The 17,768-nt window shown below is 45.6% G+C and carries 13 protein-coding genes; 3 read left to right on the plus strand and 10 right to left on the minus strand.

The window, feature by feature from the left end:
- Nucleotides 1–79: 79 nt before the first annotated feature.
- Nucleotides 80–1,078, minus strand: a complete 999-nt coding sequence (gene waaC, locus GJV44_RS03360) for a lipopolysaccharide heptosyltransferase I (protein ID WP_226806336.1) — start codon at nucleotides 1,076–1,078, stop codon at nucleotides 80–82.
- A gap of 170 nt (nucleotides 1,079–1,248) precedes the next feature.
- Nucleotides 1,249–2,640: a phosphomannomutase/phosphoglucomutase gene (locus tag GJV44_RS03365; RefSeq protein WP_226806337.1), complete on the minus strand. Its 1,392-nt coding sequence runs from the start codon at nucleotides 2,638–2,640 to the stop codon at nucleotides 1,249–1,251.
- Nucleotides 2,641–2,841: 201 nt separating this feature from the next.
- On the opposite strand from GJV44_RS03365, the gene GJV44_RS03370 reads away from it, so the two are divergent.
- The 3 genes from GJV44_RS03370 to GJV44_RS03380 all read left to right on the plus strand — a co-directional run bounded on the left by GJV44_RS03370 (nucleotide 2,842) and on the right by GJV44_RS03380 (nucleotide 7,772).
- Nucleotides 2,842–4,131, plus strand: coding sequence for an oligosaccharide flippase family protein (locus tag GJV44_RS03370; protein WP_420885742.1), 1,290 nt, complete (start codon nucleotides 2,842–2,844; stop codon nucleotides 4,129–4,131).
- 671 nt (nucleotides 4,132–4,802) lie between these two features.
- Complete coding sequence (galE, locus tag GJV44_RS03375; protein ID WP_226806338.1) at nucleotides 4,803–5,822, plus strand: UDP-glucose 4-epimerase GalE; 1,020 nt, start codon at nucleotides 4,803–4,805, stop codon at nucleotides 5,820–5,822.
- 645 nt (nucleotides 5,823–6,467) lie between these two features.
- On the plus strand, nucleotides 6,468–7,772 hold the full coding sequence (locus GJV44_RS03380) for an O-antigen ligase family protein (protein WP_226806339.1): 1,305 nt from the start codon (nucleotides 6,468–6,470) through the stop codon (nucleotides 7,770–7,772).
- A gap of 259 nt (nucleotides 7,773–8,031) precedes the next feature.
- Here GJV44_RS03380 and GJV44_RS03385 read toward each other — a convergent pair whose 3' ends face one another.
- The 8 genes from GJV44_RS03385 to rfbB form a co-directional block, all read right to left on the minus strand.
- Complete coding sequence (locus GJV44_RS03385) at nucleotides 8,032–9,918, minus strand: polysaccharide biosynthesis protein (protein WP_226806340.1); 1,887 nt, start codon at nucleotides 9,916–9,918, stop codon at nucleotides 8,032–8,034.
- A gap of 13 nt (nucleotides 9,919–9,931) precedes the next feature.
- A complete protein-coding gene (locus GJV44_RS03390) occupies nucleotides 9,932–10,945 on the minus strand; it encodes an MraY family glycosyltransferase (RefSeq protein ID WP_226806341.1) in 1,014 nt (337 codons plus the stop codon).
- A complete protein-coding gene (locus tag GJV44_RS03395; protein ID WP_226806342.1) occupies nucleotides 10,939–11,916 on the minus strand; it encodes an NAD-dependent epimerase/dehydratase family protein in 978 nt (325 codons plus the stop codon). The genes GJV44_RS03390 and GJV44_RS03395 overlap by 7 nt, the downstream gene beginning before the upstream one ends.
- A complete protein-coding gene (locus GJV44_RS03400; RefSeq protein ID WP_226806343.1) occupies nucleotides 11,913–12,737 on the minus strand; it encodes a glycosyltransferase family 2 protein in 825 nt (274 codons plus the stop codon). The genes GJV44_RS03395 and GJV44_RS03400 overlap by 4 nt, the downstream gene beginning before the upstream one ends.
- 980 nt (nucleotides 12,738–13,717) lie before the next feature.
- Nucleotides 13,718–14,629, minus strand: coding sequence for a dTDP-4-dehydrorhamnose reductase (gene rfbD / locus GJV44_RS03405; protein ID WP_226806344.1), 912 nt, complete (start codon nucleotides 14,627–14,629; stop codon nucleotides 13,718–13,720).
- The gene (gene rfbC, locus GJV44_RS03410) at nucleotides 14,626–15,177 is read right to left on the minus strand and encodes a dTDP-4-dehydrorhamnose 3,5-epimerase (RefSeq protein WP_226806345.1); all 552 of its coding nucleotides are present in this window, start codon (nucleotides 15,175–15,177) and stop codon (nucleotides 14,626–14,628) included. The genes rfbD and rfbC overlap by 4 nt, the downstream gene beginning before the upstream one ends.
- On the minus strand, nucleotides 15,171–16,055 hold the full coding sequence (gene rfbA, locus GJV44_RS03415; RefSeq protein ID WP_226806905.1) for a glucose-1-phosphate thymidylyltransferase RfbA: 885 nt from the start codon (nucleotides 16,053–16,055) through the stop codon (nucleotides 15,171–15,173). The genes rfbC and rfbA overlap by 7 nt, the downstream gene beginning before the upstream one ends.
- Before the next feature lie 30 nt (nucleotides 16,056–16,085).
- Nucleotides 16,086–17,147, minus strand: coding sequence for a dTDP-glucose 4,6-dehydratase (gene rfbB / locus GJV44_RS03420; protein ID WP_226806346.1), 1,062 nt, complete (start codon nucleotides 17,145–17,147; stop codon nucleotides 16,086–16,088).
- Nucleotides 17,148–17,768: the final 621 nt, after the last annotated feature.

Consider the following 17,768-nt stretch of genomic DNA (forward strand, 5'->3'; position numbering starts at 1 on the left):
CGCGCGGTATAGAGAATATTATCTGTGCTAATCAGCAATTTAAGCCGTGGTAATTTGTGATTTGCTCATGCAAAAATCGCTACAGCAATCCAAAGCTGGATAGTGCACACTTTACGTCAGCAAGGCTCGGTGGCGCGCCTTCTGTTCCTAGATTAATAATATTTGGCGACCAATAGCCACCAGTGCGCCATGCTGTCGCGAAATTGTATAACTCGATTGTTGGCCGCCTAAGTGCTGCGGAAATATGGACTAGGCCAGTATCAACGCCAATAGTTGCTGACGCGCCATCAATTAACCCTGTGATTGCCGTAAGCGATAGGTGCGGCGGAACAAGTGCAGCGGAACCAAATTGTTGTGCGAGCCGTTCGCTAGTGATACGTTCCACATCACTGCCCCAGGGCAGCACGATCGAGTAACCGCGAAAAATAAGAACTCGGCCTAACTCAATCCAGCAACTCTGTGGCCATTTCTTGTCTTCGCGGGACGTTGCATGCACGAATATCACATATACCATCGATAAGTTCAGCCCTATGCGCGCCAGCTCAAGCACGGCGCGGCGCCGGTCAATTCCGAAATTAATGTCACGGCTTTCTGATCCTGGCAGTGGATCACCTAGCGAACGAGCAACTAATTGCCGAGATCGCTCAACAACGTGTATGCGCGATTGAATTGGCACACATATATGATAGAACCAGCATGCTGGCCATTCATAGCTAGATCCGTCAGTACGATTTCCTAGCCCGAAAAGGTCGCCGTATGCCCAGCTAGCAACCCACGCGCTCTTGATCAATCCATGACAATCAATTACTATATTGTACCTCTCTGCGGCTAATGTGCGCCTAAATTTCCACACTCCACGCCAGGTTGTTACTGATAACGGTCGCTTACGCCAGCGACGCAGGGAGCACGGAATAACTCGGCGCACGCCTTGAACAAGGCTGACAAGTTCGACAAAATCTTCCTCAACTAGCCAATCAATGATTGCATCGGGATGATATCGCCGAATATCTGCGACTACTGGCATGTTGTGAACGATATCGCCTAGTGACGACAGCCGAACGATTAATATTTTATACAATAGAATAAATTGGTTACGGTAGTCAATCCGGCTATATTGCCGGTATAAAAGATACTCGGTAAATTCTCGACTTTCGTGAACATAGAATAGCTAATTCTATCGCAGATATGCACTGCTACCGCATGAGATAAAAATATCGATAGTAGAAAATAGATTACACAGATCGCTGGCTAGCCTAAAATAAATGGCAACTTCACTTCCGGCTTCTGTGCAATAATTGCACGCCCAAAATCCCCTTGGATTCGCTTGAGCGCAGCATTGTTATCTGCCTCGAAGCGCATCACAACCGTAGGTGTAGTATTAGATGAGCGCACAAGCCCAAAACCATCTGAGTATTCCACGCGTAGCCCATCGATCGTAATTACATCAATGGCGTCGTCAAACGACGCATATTTTTGCAGCTTTCTGATCAGCTCAAAGCTTTCACCCTCATCGAGAGTGATCTGCAATTCGGGCGTCGAGATTGAATTTGGCAAGCTGTTGAGCAATTGACTTGGGTCAGCTACGCGAGACAAGATTTCTAGTAGCCTTGCACCAGTATAGAGGCCGTCGTCGAAACCATACCAGCGATCTTTGAAAAACATATGCCCGCTCATTTCGCCAGCTAGTAGCGCACCAGTTTCGCGAAGTTTCGCCTTTACTAGTGAGTGGCCAGTCTTCCACATCACCGGCTCACCGCCTTGATCGCGTATCCACTGAGCAAGATAACGCGTACACTTTACGTCATAGATAATCTTTCCGCCTGGCTTACGCGATAGTACCTCCTGCGCGAACAACATCAGTTGCCGATCCGGATAAATAATCTGTCCGTCCTTAGTCACAACGCCAAGCCGATCTCCGTCGCCATCGAATGCTAAGCCGACCTCCGCATCAGTTTCCTTGAGCGCCCGAATCACATCCTGTAGGTTTCCTGGACTAGCTGGATCTGGGTGGTGATTCGGGAAATTTCCGTCTACATCGCAAAATAACTCGACCAGATCGCATCCAAGCGCTTTAAACAGTCGTGGTGCAAGCGATCCTGCCACGCCATTGCCTGCATCGATAACGATCTTCAGCGACCGAGCTGGTTTAATATCAGATACAATCCGCTCGACGTAGGCATCGAGTAGATTATGTTTGCTGTAACTGCCAGAGCCTGTAGAAAAATTTTTGTCGACAACACGTTTATATAATGTTTGAATGTTTGCGCCATACATCGCTGTCCCATGCAACATCATTTTGAAACCATTGTAGTCTGGCGGATTATGACTTCCCGTAACGATAATGCACGAATCTACCTGCCGCCCCGAGAGCGGCACGCTCGCTGCAAAATATCCGAGCGGCGTCGGTACCAAGCCAATATCAATCACGTCAACGCCTGTTGAGCGTAGGCCACAGGCCAGCGCAGTAGATAACTGTAGGCTCGATAAACGACCGTCGCGACCGATCACCACTGCATTGCTACCCTGCACGCGTACTTGGCTCCCGAACGCGCAGCCGATCTGCCGCGCGACATCAGCATTAAGCGTTTTTCCCATCACGCCACGAATGTCGTAAGCCTTGAAAATCGATTGAGAAATCATGAGGAATGCCTATTAGAAAAAAATTTGAGGGGCCGCCGAAAGCGCATAACGAAAACAAATCCATGAAGTTTGTTTACAGTTCTGCTTATAGCTCGCTGATTCGATAGCGGATCAATCTATAATTGCAACTTACTCAGACTCTTTAATCTAGTCATTTTAACGTGGCTAAGGGCCGCGATCGCCAAAATAGCGGTCTGTACTATGTTAGGACGCATACTTTTCGCCCCCCGGCGCATGCTGAATCGAATCAAGAACAATCCAGATGTCGCTCGCGTTCTCTCCAACCTCTGTTGGCTGGGCCTAGAGCGGTTTACCCAAATAGGGGTCGCGATCCTAATTAGCGGTGTGCTGGCCCGCTATTTCGGCGCGGACTTATTTGGCAAATGGCAGTATGCAAATACATTGCTACTTGTACTAGCACCATTGACGTGGGTGTGCGGTGCTGAGATCCTAGTTCCTACGATTGTGAATAGTAGCGAACAACAACTAGGCACAATCCTCGGCAGTGCGTTTGCATTGCGCTTCGCCGTATCGGCACTCGCTATTCCACTGACGTGGGCTGGCATCGCTTTTGGGCTAACTGAGCCGACTGTCGGCACAATACTCGCCGCATTAGCTGTAACAATGCTGTTTCGCGAGCCGCTGATCGGTGTAGTTAATTCATGGCTACAAAGCATCACTTATGCTAAGCCGCAGTTAATCACAAGCATAGTCACCGCACTAGCTAAAGCTGGCGGAGCCTGGCTTCTTGTACGCGTTGCTGCGTCGGCAGTTGGTTTTGCGTGGTTATGGACAGCAGAAGCAGCAATCATTGCTGCTGTCTTGCTTATCTATTACCGCATACGTCATGGCCACTTAGATTGGTGTGTGGAGCGCACTCTATTGCGCACATTCAGTAGTTCTGGAACAGTTTTCTGGCTTGGACTTTCTTGCATGTGCTTGTTCTTAAAACTAGACCGACTAGTGCTCGAACGCTATGTATCATTTTCAGAGCTAGGTCGCTATGCAGCCGCACAGCAACTAAACGAGAATTGGATTGCACTCCCATTGATGCTTGCTCAAACACTCGCACCAGCGTTTGTTTATCGTGTCACCGATATCTCGCGCCTGCGACGTAATATTGGGCGATTGCTGTGGATGACAGCGGCGCTGATGAGTATGGGCGCGATTCTGTTAGATCTCGCGGCAGTCTGGATAGTGCAGACCGTATTCGGACCAGGCTTCAACGGTGTCGTGCATATTCTCCGGGTCGCGGTCTGGCTATCAGTGCCAGCTGGCGTCGAGGCAATCGGTAATCTAGTTATGCTTAAATACCAGGCTAAATTTGTCTTACTAGCTAAATGGTTGCTGGCTCTAGCTGTCGCACTCGCACTAGATTTTTTGCTAATCCCTGCATTCGGCACATGCGGCGCGTTAGGCGGACTAGCCGCAGGCTATATTACAGCGGCCATGGTGAATTTTTACTATATTCAGCATAAGCTGAAGTTATGAACGATGTTAATCATTATGCATACGGGGAAGGGAGTGTTTCTGCTGAAGTATTAACAATGACAGTATGCTGGCGATTACTGTGCTACGTTATCTAATAGTTTGTCCGTCAAAGCCCTGTGCCTAGCGCAGAATAGTAGGACCGACTTGATATTAACTACTAGGATCAAAACGCTTGACAATACGCTACACAACCTATGGTGATGTTGTCTATCTTTTGCATATGCGGCGGCTGTGTAATCAGCAGCTCTATCTAGATGCGCATTCAAGCATAGCCAAGAGTGTCATTAGGCATGCCTTGTTATAGGCAATGGTACGGCGTTGTTTAGACGGGGGGGTCCCCATCGAGCGAACTGACGGATAACGGTGAAAGCGCTTATTTCGTACAAGATAGAGCTATCCAGCTGTTATATAGCACATATACGCCGTCCGGCCGAATTTCTATTGATTGACCAACTAAATATAAGCGGTATTAATACCACAACGTGATGTACTCAGACCATTTCGATACTGAAACTATAGCTTGCCCACCCTGAAGCAAAAAACACTTACTCTAGCGGCTCGGTATAGATAAGAATTTGTCGCATTATGTGATGCTACAACTAGCTTTGTAACCATCCCGCGCGCACCGTTTCTCACGCGTACGAGTTAAACTATGTATGGGGTCAACAATAATGAATCAACGTATGATCTTGGTCACCGGCGGTGCCGGCTTCATTGGCTCGCATACCTGCGTCGAGTTACTCAACGCAGGATACGACGTCGTCGTAGTTGACAACCTAGTTAACAGTACAGTCGACGCGGTGCGCCGTGTCGAGAGAATTACTGGCAAAACAGTACAGTTCTACCAGGTAGACTCGCGCGATGAACAAGCACTTCGACAAGTGTTTGAACAATATCCGATCTGCGCAGCGATTCATATTGCTGCGCTCAAGGCTGTTGGTGAGTCAGTTCAAAAGCCGCTCAAGTACTATGCAAACAACTTAGATAGTTTGCTAGCGTTGCTGCGCGTGATGAATAAGTATGGTGTCAAGCATGTTGTGTTCAGTTCGTCAGCTACCGTATATGGCGTGCCAAAAAGCGTACCGATCGACGAGTCATTCCCATTATCCGCCACTAATCCTTATGGCCAGACGAAGCTAATAGCTGAGCAGATTCTGCGAGACCTGGTATGTGCCGATGCCGACTGGAAGGTCGCTACGCTGCGCTACTTCAATCCGGTTGGCGCACATAAAAGCGGGCTGATCGGCGAGGAGCCGAACGGTATCCCGAATAACCTGATGCCATTCGTTGCGCAGGTAGCTATTGGCAAGCTGCCGTGTCTGCGCGTTTTTGGTGGGGACTATGATACACCCGACGGCACTGGCATACGCGATTACATTCATGTCGTTGACCTCGCTCGTGGACACCTTGCCGCACTCGATACGATGTTCGACCAGGGACGTAGCTTTACGGTGAACCTAGGCACTGGAAAAGGTTATAGTGTTCTAGATGTAGTGCGCGCTTTTGAATGCGCTAGTAGTCGCAAGGTTCCTTATGAGATAGTCGGACGACGTATTGGTGACGTAGCCGCCTGCTACGCAGATCCAGCAGCAGCCGAGCGGATTATTGGCTGGCGCGCTAAGCATAGCATTGAAAGAATGTGCGTGGATTATTGGCGTTGGCAGGAAAACAACCTGCACAACTACGTTTAAGCACTTTTAAGCAAACCTGACATTTATACTCAGCTTTGCTATTACTTTTTGATCTCGCTGATAGCAGCCGCTTATTGTCTCTATTTAAAAAAATATACATCAACGCTTGTCACTAGAGGCTATCAATCGCAACTAATATTCAGGATTCAGCTGGATGCGTAGTACGTTATTTATTACCATATAATAGAATTTTTCGGCTGTCTACTAAATAGTTTTCTGGGTTTCACTATTAGTAGATAAGTTAAACACGCGAATCGATGTCTATGATATTAATAAGTTATTAGACGATCTACAGTAACCGACTGTACTCGATCTACATAAAATAGTATACATGCTGTGGTAATAATGCACGGCATATAGCGCGCTCGAGGTATTTTCCAAAAAATCTATATATACCTTCGTATCGAATGACAAGATATCATGTGATATCTGCGCCAAGCAATGCATAGTGCTAGCTACGGAACAGTTCAACCATGTATGCGTTATAAGCCTATAGTAGTTCGATATATATAGCGCTACACTTTCCTGTACGTTATCGTTGTGATATAGCAGCTAAGCATCTAGACACAGCAATTTTTATTGAAAGAACAGCTGATCTGCTGATCTATATTCTTGTATTGGACAATAATCCGAAGGATATCCGAGATGTCTAGAAGTGGTGGCTATAAGAGAATCTCTATAGGCAAAACCTTCGTGTTAATGTACCTAAACCAATTTGTCACAGGAGTAACTACAGCCGCAATCATTCTTTCACCGACATTGATACTTTCGGTGAAAGGAGGAACAGGCTATTGTTTTTTTACTATTCTCGCCCTGGCGTTTCTCCATTTAGCTATATTAGAAAATCGGCGCCACGCGATAGAAATTCTGCGCACATATCGCCTGTATGCTATTAGCATGTCTACCTTACCGGTTGTCATTGCGTTCCAGGTGCTAGTCCTCCACGATGGCAGGCTTGCCGCGCTCGATCCAATGTTGCGGCTTGTTCTCGTTATTCCGAGCTTCTTGCTTCTTGCATCGTTGCCGTCGTACTGGCTCTGTCGTGTCGAATGGGGTTTCGTAGCCGGCGCACTGCTCACTGGTGCATGGGCGCTATACGCGATAGTTCATCCCAGTGCGTGGTATGGACCCGGTCGCCTTGGTAACTCGTTCATAAACCCGATTCCTTTTGGCGATATGGCACTACTAATCGGATTCCTTGCATTTGCGTCGCTTGACCGAGGAAACCATGTTAGTGGCATAGAGTTGGCTATTAAGATTATAGCTCTGCTAGCAGGCTGTTTAGCATCGTACCTTTCTGGCTCACGGGGTGGATGGATCGCACTACCATGGCTTATTTGGTCGTATTTCAGCGGTCGGCACTGGATGTTGTCGATATATTCGCGTATAGCAGTCGGGGCCGTTCTAGTTGGCTGCTTAACTATAGCTGGTACAACGTCAATAGTAAGTGAACGCTTGAACGCAATTAGCACTGATCTGCGAAAATTCGAACAGGGCGAAGTCATGACCTCTACAGGGCAGCGACTTGAGCTGTGGCGCGCTTCGCTGCGGCTGCTCGTCGAGCATCCAGTACTAGGCGTCGGAAAAGGCCACCTCAAACTGGCGCTGATCGAACTAGCTGATCGCGGTAAGATATCTCGCCTCATTACCAATGAACATGCGCATAATGAGTTTTTCTCAATGCTAGCAGAAGTAGGAATTATCGGCATGATGTCGCTGATACTACTCTACATTGGCACATTTTTATCTTTCTGGCGTGAGCGAAAGAACGAAGACACGACAATTTCTACCGCTGCTTATCTCGGGCTAGCCTTAGTCGGTAGTACTATGATTTTTGGGTTAACGATTGACATATTACCGATTGTTATGAATTCGGCATTCTTTGCGCTGACGTCCGCTACTTTGCTGGCAACGATCGCCAGTCGGAAGAGGGAATTGACTCAAAAGTGACTACATAAATCATAATACTAGGTAGTGTGCCGGGTTAGCTGGTTCATAAGTACAGCTAAGTCATGTAATCTATCATATTTTCATTGATAGTGAGTTTGATCACTACATTTCTGAGATAGGCACCGCTAATATCACTCAAACAAAAGAGTAAATATAGGTGTAGATTGGCAATACAAGTTTGCAGATAATGGCGCAGCATTTTACTGCGTAAGCAACATAGATTATTTCCTCCATCACTTGATAAGGTCATCAAGCAAATCTAGGAAGAAACCTTGTTAGTATGATCAATCTGCAAGCTATTTAACTGAATGCGTAGCATCGGGCGATATTCGGGTACCCAACGGTATAAATCTCGACGCACCTCGTCATCAGGAGGTACGCGATGCTGCATCAGCCATGGTACTAGCGTGTCTAAAAGGTTTTCAGGAACTTCGCGTGCCTTAGCAATCTTCAGCTTTAAGTGAGGTGTGAGAGTCGTGGTTTCTTCATCAGCTAGTAGTTCCTCATACAGTTTTTCTCCTGGCCTCAGACCGGTAAAAACAATTTTAATCTGTTCCTCACTGAAACCATACAAGTGAATTAGATCACGTGCTAGATCCACGATTCGCACCGGTTGACCCATATCAAGTAAGAAAATTTCCCCACCTTGCCCCATAATAGAGGCTTGAAGTACAAGTTGTGACGCCTCTGAAATAGTCATAAAGAAGCGTGTTATTTCTGGATGCGTGACTGTTACTGGACCGCCACTTGCTATCTGATTCTGAAATTTTGGAATAACGCTGCCAGCGCTGCCAAGAACATTTCCAAACCGAACTGTTTCAAGCTTCGTGATTTTGGTCTCCTGCTGTAGCGCCTGGCAAACCATCTCTGCTATTCTTTTGCTTGCTCCCATCACACTTGTAGAGTTTACCGCTTTATCTGTCGAAATAAGTACAAAGCGATGCACACCATATTGAATCGCCGCACGTGCAACGCAATATGTGCCTAACGCGTTGTTTCGAACAGCCTGCCATGTATTGAGCTCCTCCATCAGGGGAACATGTTTATATGCAGCCGCATGGAATACAATGTGAGGCATATAGCGAGACATCACTTGGTCGATGAATAGGGAATCTTTTATATCGCCGACTAGTACGATCAAGGGCACTTCGGCATACTTAGCGTGCAACTCTTCGCCGAGTCGATACGTTGCATATTCTGATATATCTACGGCCACTAATTGCATAGGCTTAAATCTCAGGATTTGACGACATAGCTCCGAGCCGATTGAACCGCCAGCGCCGGTCACCATTACAACTCGCTTTTTTAGCAGCGACTCTATATGTAGAGCATCAATGAATACTGGCTCTCGTCCGAGCAAGTCTTCAAGGTTAATTTGCCGTACCATAGATAGCCACGCCTGGCCTTGGGTCAATGTAGTAAGCTTAGGTAGCACAAGCGCACGGACGCCAGCGCGTACACAGATTGTTACAATGCGCCGATGAGACTGTGAGGATGCAGACGGAATTGCAATAATGACGTGCTCAACCCTCAACTCGTTAGCAAGAAATTGCAGATCACTAATAGAACCGAAGATCTGATAACCGTATAGTTCACGGCCGCGCTTATCGGGATCGTCATCCAGCAAACCAATAAGACGCCATTCTCCAGAGCGCTGCAACTCGCGCACAATGCTGGCACCGGCATTGCCGGCACCCAGTACTAAGACAGGCTTTCCTTGGCTAACTAGACCGCCATATAGATACAACTCTTTTGCTGCACGATAGATGGCCCGAGCACCGCCCATGCTCAGAAAAAGCAACATAGGTGAAACCAACAGTACCGAACGTGGAATAATTGGCAACGGTTGAATGATCACGGAACTAATCATAGCAATCAGCGCTCCAGTCACAATCGCCTTCGCAATACGCACTAAATCCGGTAAGCTAGCAAAGATCCACATGCCACGATACAGCCCAAAAAGATGGAACATAATGCTGTAAATTGGCACAATCCAGATTAAAGCACACAGCCCACCGGCCATAAAGTCAAAGGGCACCTCGCCATTAAATCGTATAATATATGCGCAGATCCAAGCAAGCGCTACTGCGCATATATCAAATATGCAAGCAGTAAAAGAAAGCCATCTTGCCGGAAACTTAATCATGAGCGTCCACGCCTTAGTGGTCACATTCAGATGTATAGCGCTGCCAGCGCCTATCAATCGAGACCCCGATTAACATCAGAACCAATATCCAACCTATTACCAATATCCACTGATAAATAGGGTCAAATCGTAAAGCAATTAAAGAAAATATTATGCAAACTATTATTACTAAATACCAAATTAATGCAGTCATAGCATGTCCGAGTCCGGAGCGTATCATACGCTGATAGTAGTGCTCTCTGTGCGCCTTCCAGAATCGCTCTTTCCGTATAACACGCTTCAGTAACGTAATGGAGGCATCACTAATAAAGGGCGAAAACGTAAGCATCGGAAACCACACGGGCCATACATCTTCTTTCCAGCCACAGTAGCCAAATGCTCCTACAAGAAAACCCAATGGGATAGACCCGACATCGCCAAGGAAAACTCTGGCTGGGTAAAAATTGAAAAGTAGAAATCCCGCTGACCCTCCAGCAACTGCGCTACAGGCCATCGCAAGCTGCACATCGGGATGTTTACTAATAAGTGCTGCGATGGCATAACCGCTGAAACCTAGCAATGCCATACCTCCTGCCAGCCCATCAGCTCCATCCATAAAATTGTATACATTGACTATCCATGCGAATAGAAACACCATAATCACTATCGCCCATTTTGGCACGTTCGCTCGGCAAATGATGACTAGCGTAGCGACAGCAGCTAGATGCCCTATAAATCGTATGCGTGCGGATAGGCCCCGATAATCATCGATTTGAGATAAAGCTGCAAGCAGTAAAGCAGTTAGCATTATCAGCCGCAACGTAGGTACGACCAACCAAATGATGAGCACTACTACTGGAATAATTCCCCAGCCGCCGACGCGTGGCGTGGGTTGAATATGTAACGAACGTTCGTTCGGCAGATCAATTGCTAGGTGCCATGACAACCCAGTTTTAAGAAGAACAGCTAGCACCGCGGCAACGGCAACTAGCGCTATTACTGCAAGTAATAAACATACACCAGCTGGATGTAGATCCAGAATCAACATGGTTTATTCTGTGCTCGGTGGGTTTTGTAATACCATGAAGCGGTTTTTTGCAACGCCTCTTCAATCGAGTATGGAGCGTGCCAACCCAGCGTGCTAGTGAGGTGTGATGTATCTAGCTGCAAGCTATTTACTAGACGGTCTATTGATGCAGAACATCCTGTCAGCTGGCCAGCAGCTCTAAGCAGTAGTACTGGAACAGAAATAAGTCGAATAGACACGTTTAATTGCCGCGAGAGTATTTGGATTAGTTCTGCTATCGTCAAATCGTGGCCATCGCTCACGTGAAACGTCTGGCTAGCCGCAAGCGGATGAACAGCGCAGCACACCAGCACATCTACAAGATTATCTACAAATATCATACTACGACGAGCATTGATCGCACCTAGTGGCAATGGAATACCTCGAGCGACAGCATGCATTAGTTTCAGAAAATTAGCCCGAACTGCGGGCCCATAAACCAATGGTGGCCGTACAATAACAATTTCCATGCCGGTATCACGGCCAAATTGGAGAAGGGCATATTCAGCATCGAGCTTAGATGCACCATAAGGATCACGCGGCAACGCTGGATCTGTTTCTTTTAATGGAATACCGCCGTCAGTGTCTGCTATCGCTTTAATACTACTCACAAAAATAAAGCGACGTGCGCCAATATTACGAGCAATCTTAGCAATGCGCAGTGTACCCTCGACATTAGTTTTTCGATAGATGTCTAACGAATTGATTCTCTTATCTTGAATCATATGAACACGCGCTGCTAAATGAATAACACAGTCGCCATGCACATCACGTGGCCACTCATGCTCAATACCAACAAAATCTGCACAAGCGTTCACCCATTGATGCACACTCATGCAAGGAGTCTGCCTCCGCCGCGCCACACCGATAACAAACGCACTGCGTAGGGCTAGAATTCGACATAATCGTTGACCAATAAAACCTTTTGCGCCGGTGACAACAAATCGAGTCATAGCCACTTCCAGCCAAAGCGGTTAAAGAACTTAAAGGCCGATGCAGAAAACATTCTAATGTGCTTCAAACCTTTATGCGATGCTCCCCCACCGCAGTGTATAATAGAGACTGATGGAACACACGCTATGCGTGCAATAGCGTGAGTACGCAAACTTAGGTCGTAGTCCTCGAAATATAAAAAATAACGTGAGTCAAAACCGTTGACCTTTTGAAGAACATCCGTGCGGAATAGCATGAAACAACCACTGACAATCGGCGGGTCCCAGACAATATCATGCTCGTTGATAGTGTCTCGCATTTCATAGTGCGCAAGCCGAATATAGAAATATTTCTTGAGCACATGGGGAGTAAAACCACGTAGCATAAGATCCAAAACGGTAGGGTATCTACGATACAGATACTGCAATTTCCCTTCCTCGCTACGGATAAGAGGTGCTATAAGACCAACATCCGCATGATTGTCAAAAAAATAGATTGCTCGCCGTAATGCATTTTGCTCAATCGCGACATCGGAATTCAATACTAAGTGATACTGAGATTTCGTCATAGCAATCGCGAGATTATGGCCCCGTCCGTAACCTACATTACCTTGGCCAGATATAACTAAAATTTCGATATCTGCATTTGCGAGCGCTGCCCGATAATCGAATGTACTCAAATCCGAGCTATTGTCGACAAGTATCAAGGTTTGATAATGCTGTTCTCCCTTACTCTCAACAAAATCTTTTAAAAACTTTAGCGCAACACCTAGAGTCCTCAAAGTTTCGTAAAATTGCTTCTTCTGAGGTAAGTAAGTAACAATTGAAATAGAGATAATCATTTATGTTCTAAACAGACTTTAGTTGACTATTAAGTATTCTATAAATTGTTCGATTTATGTTATAAATAAATTTTATACTATAGTTGATTACATTAAATGTGAATCATTCAGATAAACCTCAGGACGCAAAGTCGAGGTTAGTTATGTAAGCCAGGAACGGGATATCCTGCATGGTGCAGTTTTTAGATGGCGCTTTAATTACGGTGGTATAAACGTGTCATCGCTGATCAAATAAATCATGCCTGAATATAAAAGATATACGTCGAGGAAAAAATTAAGTCTAAATTCATAACGGGGTTGCAAGCAAGAAAATAGGGTCATCTTTTCCAGAGCGAGAGAACCATGTAAGTAATTTTCTAAGATGATCCATTTAGCGGATATATAAGAAGACTCTTGTCTGGCTAAGCTCGCTACTGAGCTGGTAAGCTATGTAATATTAAGAAAACTGAGATTATTAACTAGCTACTGTATACTGTAGCTAGTTAATAATCACTGATATTAAAATATCAGCCTACGCTTCGTATACCCGCGTCATATGCAAGACTTTGTTCGGAATCTCAGGTGCGTTTGTTAAAACTATCGTAAGTTAAGCTGATCTCTAAGAATCAATCCATGCTAACGCTTGGTTAGCAGGTCACAAAATCGCTACCGGCCCTATCCTCAGTTAATCAGATGCAGGCAATAATCAGGCCATTCGGTTCCAAATATGCTGGAAGCACTTGAACCCCCGTGTGCAGCGCTTCATAACTATTGATCTAGTTTCCCTAACCACTACCACTCATTTAGTTCAGATAATACGAATGAGACATATCACAAAGTTATCTAGCGTTTTTAATGTTTCTACTAGTAGTCACACTATAGGCGGATAGACTTTCGCTATCTTTAGTGATAGCACCACAGCATCCATTACAGGTCCATCAAAAGCACTCACACGAAGGCGCCTGTATACTAAATTTACTTGAGAAATTTATTCTCTACTGTCAATATAATTGGAGACATAGCTTTAATGCCTGATCCCACTGCGGTGGCTGCAAACTAAACACACGCTCTAACTTATCATTAGATAAACAAGAATTCTCGGGTCGCTCCGTGTGTGTAAAAAATTCGGATGCAGGTATCGGTATAACAGTCGGCGTACGCTTCCGCGCTATTAACTCAAAAATGGCTTGTGCAAAACCATGCCACGATGTCGAGCCGCCCGAAGTCAGGTGATAGAGACCTGACCGCTCCTGCCACCATTGCCGAGTATCCTGGGCAGCTAATGACTGGGATACAATATGTGCAGTCAGAGTTGCGACAGTGTTGCTCCATGTTGGCGAGCCAAATTGATTAGCTACAACCTTTATTTCATCTTGTTCTTTTTGGAGATGGAGTATCGTTAGTAAGAAATTTTTTCCACGCATCCCATAGACCCAACTCGTACGCAGGATAAGGTAGTGCGCACCGGTACTTGTAATCGCTCTCTCACCAGCCAGTTTGCTAACGCCATAAAAATTCCTGGGGTCAGTTTTATCCTCCTCAATATACGGTGAGTGTTTTTCTCCGTTGAACACATAGTCTGTCGAATAGTGGATGATTGCAGCCTCTGCCCGCTTCGCCTCGTCGGCTAAAATACCGGGAGCTTTTGCATTGACTTGCATTGCATAGCTAAGATTATTCTGTGCTGCATCAACTGCTGTATAGGCAGCTGAATTTATAATCACCGCAGGTCTAATAGCACGTATAACGGTACGCATCTGATCTGGTTTGCATAAGTCAAAATCGGCTCGGTCAATAGCAATCACTTTCCCTAAGCCTTGCATTGCTCGGACTAATTCAAAGCCGATTTGACCGGTGGCGCCTGTCACTAAAATCGTTGCCACCATGCGCTGCTTTCGCTGATCGCGCTTCATTCATATAGCTCCGCTTCACTTAATCGCTTACCATGCATGTCTTTTCCAGCTAGAATGGGACTACCATGTAGTGGCCATTCAATCCGAAGTTCTGGGTCATTCCATAAGATGCTGCGCTCAAATTTTGGATACCAGTAATCTGTAGTTTTATATAAAAACTCAGCACGGTCTGACAATGTCAGGAAACCATGAGCAAATCCAGGTGGCACCCATAACTGCTGCCGACATGCAGCAGATAAATAGACGCCAACCCATTGGCCAAAAGTAGGAGAGCCTTGCCGAATATCCACCGCAACATCGAATACTTTACCACGCACAACGCGCACCAGTTTGCCTTGTGCGTGCTCAATCTGATAATGCAGTCCACGCAAGACGCTTTTCACTGAACTTGAGTGATTTTCCTGCACGAAAACTGCATGAGAGTCAACTAGTCGTGCGAAATCAAATGCATTGAAGCTTTCAAATAGAAACCCCCTCGCGTCATTAAAAACTTGTGGCTTAATAAGTTTTACCGCAGGCAACGCAGTGGAAATTGCTTGGATTACCATGGCATTTGGTCTGTCAGTATTGTTTTTAGATATTGGCCATACTGGCTGTGCTTAAGGGGTTCTGCAAGCTTGCATAACTTATCCGCTTTAATCCAGCCTAGCCGATATGCAATCTCTTCCGGACATGCTACAATAAGCCCCTGACGCTTTTGCAGAGTTGCGATAAGCGTTGTTGCTTCAATAAGCGACTCGTGCGTCCCAGTATCAAGCCACGCGAAGCCGCGCCCCATCACTTCAACATTCAACTTTCCAGAGTTAAGATAGATACAATTCACATCAGTAATTTCAAGCTCGCCACGCGCAGAAGGCCTGATCGAAGTAGCAATATCACATACATTGTTATCATAGAAATATAATCCTGTGACGGCATAGTGGGAGCGAGGCTGAACCGGCTTTTCTTCGATAGATAACGCACGAAAGTCACTATCAAAATCTACAACACCATAGCGCTCTGGATCATGTACATGGTACGCAAATAGCGTGGCTCCTTCCTGCTGCGCATTGGCATACGCCAATTTTTTCATCAAGTTGTGACCATAAAAAATGTTATCACCTAAAATAAGCGTTGAAGCATTATTTCCAATGAAGTGGCGCCCGATAGTGAATGCCTGGGCTAGGCCGTCTGGATAGGGCTGTACTGCATACTGTATATTCATCCCCCATTGCTTACCATCGCCTAGAAGAACTTCGAAATGAGGTATATCATGAGGCGTTGAGATTAAAAGTACATCTCGGATTCTGGCCATCATTAGTATCGACAGCGGATAGTAAATCATTGGTTTATCATATACTGGTAGCAATTGCTTAGAAACCGCGAGCGTAATAGGATACAGTCGCGTGCCGGATCCACCGGCAAGAATGATCCCCTTACGTTTAATTTTCGTCATACTTGTTAGCGACCTAGACTCTTATGCGCGTTGCATGTAGTTAAATTCGACCCACTTTCTGTACTCGCTAGACTGTACTTCATTGATCCAATCCTGGTTATCCAGATACCACTGGACTGTTTTTTGCAAACCACTCTCAAATGTCTCTGCAGGCTTCCAGCCAAGTTCTTTCTGAATCTTACGGGTGTTAATTGCGTATCTGCGGTCGTGACCGGGACGATCCCTAACGAAAACAATCAGCTTTCGATATGAACCACTGGCTCTTGGGTTGAGTACATCGAGTAGATCGCATATTGCTTGTACAACTTCAATGTTCGTTTTTTCATTTAAGCCGCCTACATTGTATGTTTGGCCAGGTATTCCGCTGGAAAGCACCGTTCGTATTGCCGAGCAGTGGTCAAGCACGTAGAGCCAGGTACGCACATTTTGTCCATCACCATAAACAGGAAGCGGTTCGCCTGCTAATGCTCTGGCAATCGTCAATGGAATGAGTTTTTCTGGAAAATGATAGGGTCCGTAATTGTTTGAGCAGTGTATTGTTACAATGGGCAAACCATATGTGTGATGATATGAGCGAACAATATGATCAGATGCGGCCTTAGTTGCTGAATATGGACTGTTTGGAGCATACGGCGTCATTTCGCAACATTGTGGATCTCCTGGCGACAATGACCCGAAAACCTCATCGGTCGATATATGAAGAAAGCGAAATGTAGTTTTTGCAACGTTGTCGAGGTGGCTCCAATACGAGCGCACAGCTTCAAGTAGCGTAAATGTACCCACCACGTTAGTTTGTACAAATACTGCTGGACTATAGATTGAGCGGTCCACATGGCTTTCTGCAGCCAGATGAATCACTGCACGTGGCGCGTAGCGCTCAAATAATATATCTAGCTCAGGCCGATCAATAATGTCGACGCGCGCGAACCGATACAACGGGTTATCTTCAAGCGACTGTAGTGTGCGAAAATTACCGGCATACGTCAGTTTATCAACATTGAGTACCGACTCTGTGCTATTTTTCAGCCAGTCGCGAATAAAATTACCGCCAATAAAACCAGCGCCTCCCGTTACAAGGATCATTAAGCTACCTTTTCTGAATGCCAATAGACGTACATGAGTCCGACACTTTTATCGCAGCTCGAGTTAAATTCATGCACGGAAATCAATATTCTACATATGAACGATAATAGAATGAGCTGGCAGGCTTTTTTCTATCTGTAAGATTTTATAGCCAATTAGTCACATGAAGTTACATGTGATATTTATCAGGCTCCAGCTCAGTCTGAGTGAAAAAAAGGGGGGGCTTATTGGCACCTAATCTATGCTCATAGCTGAAGCAGCATTCATGCTTATTTGCCGTTCAGTTTGCTATTAAAGTTCCGCGCAACTGTTTTTATAAATCACTAGATGTGATGACAACCGGCTTAGGTTATATGTCATATAACCAATAGATAACTTAAGAGGAGGTTAATACCGTACCATCATCCGACTGGATAAACGATAGTTTATCCACATAGTTGTTAGCCATAGTGATCGTGATAAGAACTGCGCTCTACACGTAAAACTCATGTTGATATTAATTTCTAAATGATATTAATTTCTAAACATCTTACACCCTCATATATATTTATTAATCGCCCGCAGATCTTTAAAACTTATTCGTGTATATCCGATTAGGTCTCGAAGGAGTGATAGCCATTC

This window comes from Candidatus Vallotiella adelgis (assembly GCF_020541305.1).
Classification (GTDB): domain Bacteria; phylum Pseudomonadota; class Gammaproteobacteria; order Burkholderiales; family Burkholderiaceae; genus Mycetohabitans; species Mycetohabitans adelgis.

What these genes read in the sequence shown, in the direction of transcription:
- GJV44_RS03395 (WP_226806342.1), bottom strand. Translation starts at nt 11,916, where the DNA reads ATGACTCGATTTGTTGTCACCGGCGCAAAAGGTTTTATTGGTCAACGA.
- rfbD (WP_226806344.1), bottom strand. Translation starts at nt 14,629, where the DNA reads ATGAAGCGCGATCAGCGAAAGCAGCGCATGGTGGCAACGATTTTAGTG.
- GJV44_RS03400 (WP_226806343.1), bottom strand. Translation starts at nt 12,737, where the DNA reads ATGATTATCTCTATTTCAATTGTTACTTACTTACCTCAGAAGAAGCAA.
- GJV44_RS03370 (WP_420885742.1), top strand. Translation starts at nt 2,842, where the DNA reads ATGTTAGGACGCATACTTTTCGCCCCCCGGCGCATGCTGAATCGAATC.
- rfbC (WP_226806345.1), bottom strand. Translation starts at nt 15,177, where the DNA reads ATGGTAATCCAAGCAATTTCCACTGCGTTGCCTGCGGTAAAACTTATT.
- GJV44_RS03365 (WP_226806337.1), bottom strand. Translation starts at nt 2,640, where the DNA reads ATGATTTCTCAATCGATTTTCAAGGCTTACGACATTCGTGGCGTGATG.
- rfbB (WP_226806346.1), bottom strand. Translation starts at nt 17,147, where the DNA reads ATGATCCTTGTAACGGGAGGCGCTGGTTTTATTGGCGGTAATTTTATT.
- GJV44_RS03385 (WP_226806340.1), bottom strand. Translation starts at nt 9,918, where the DNA reads ATGATTAAGTTTCCGGCAAGATGGCTTTCTTTTACTGCTTGCATATTT.
- GJV44_RS03380 (WP_226806339.1), top strand. Translation starts at nt 6,468, where the DNA reads ATGTCTAGAAGTGGTGGCTATAAGAGAATCTCTATAGGCAAAACCTTC.
- galE (WP_226806338.1), top strand. Translation starts at nt 4,803, where the DNA reads ATGAATCAACGTATGATCTTGGTCACCGGCGGTGCCGGCTTCATTGGC.
- GJV44_RS03390 (WP_226806341.1), bottom strand. Translation starts at nt 10,945, where the DNA reads ATGTTGATTCTGGATCTACATCCAGCTGGTGTATGTTTATTACTTGCA.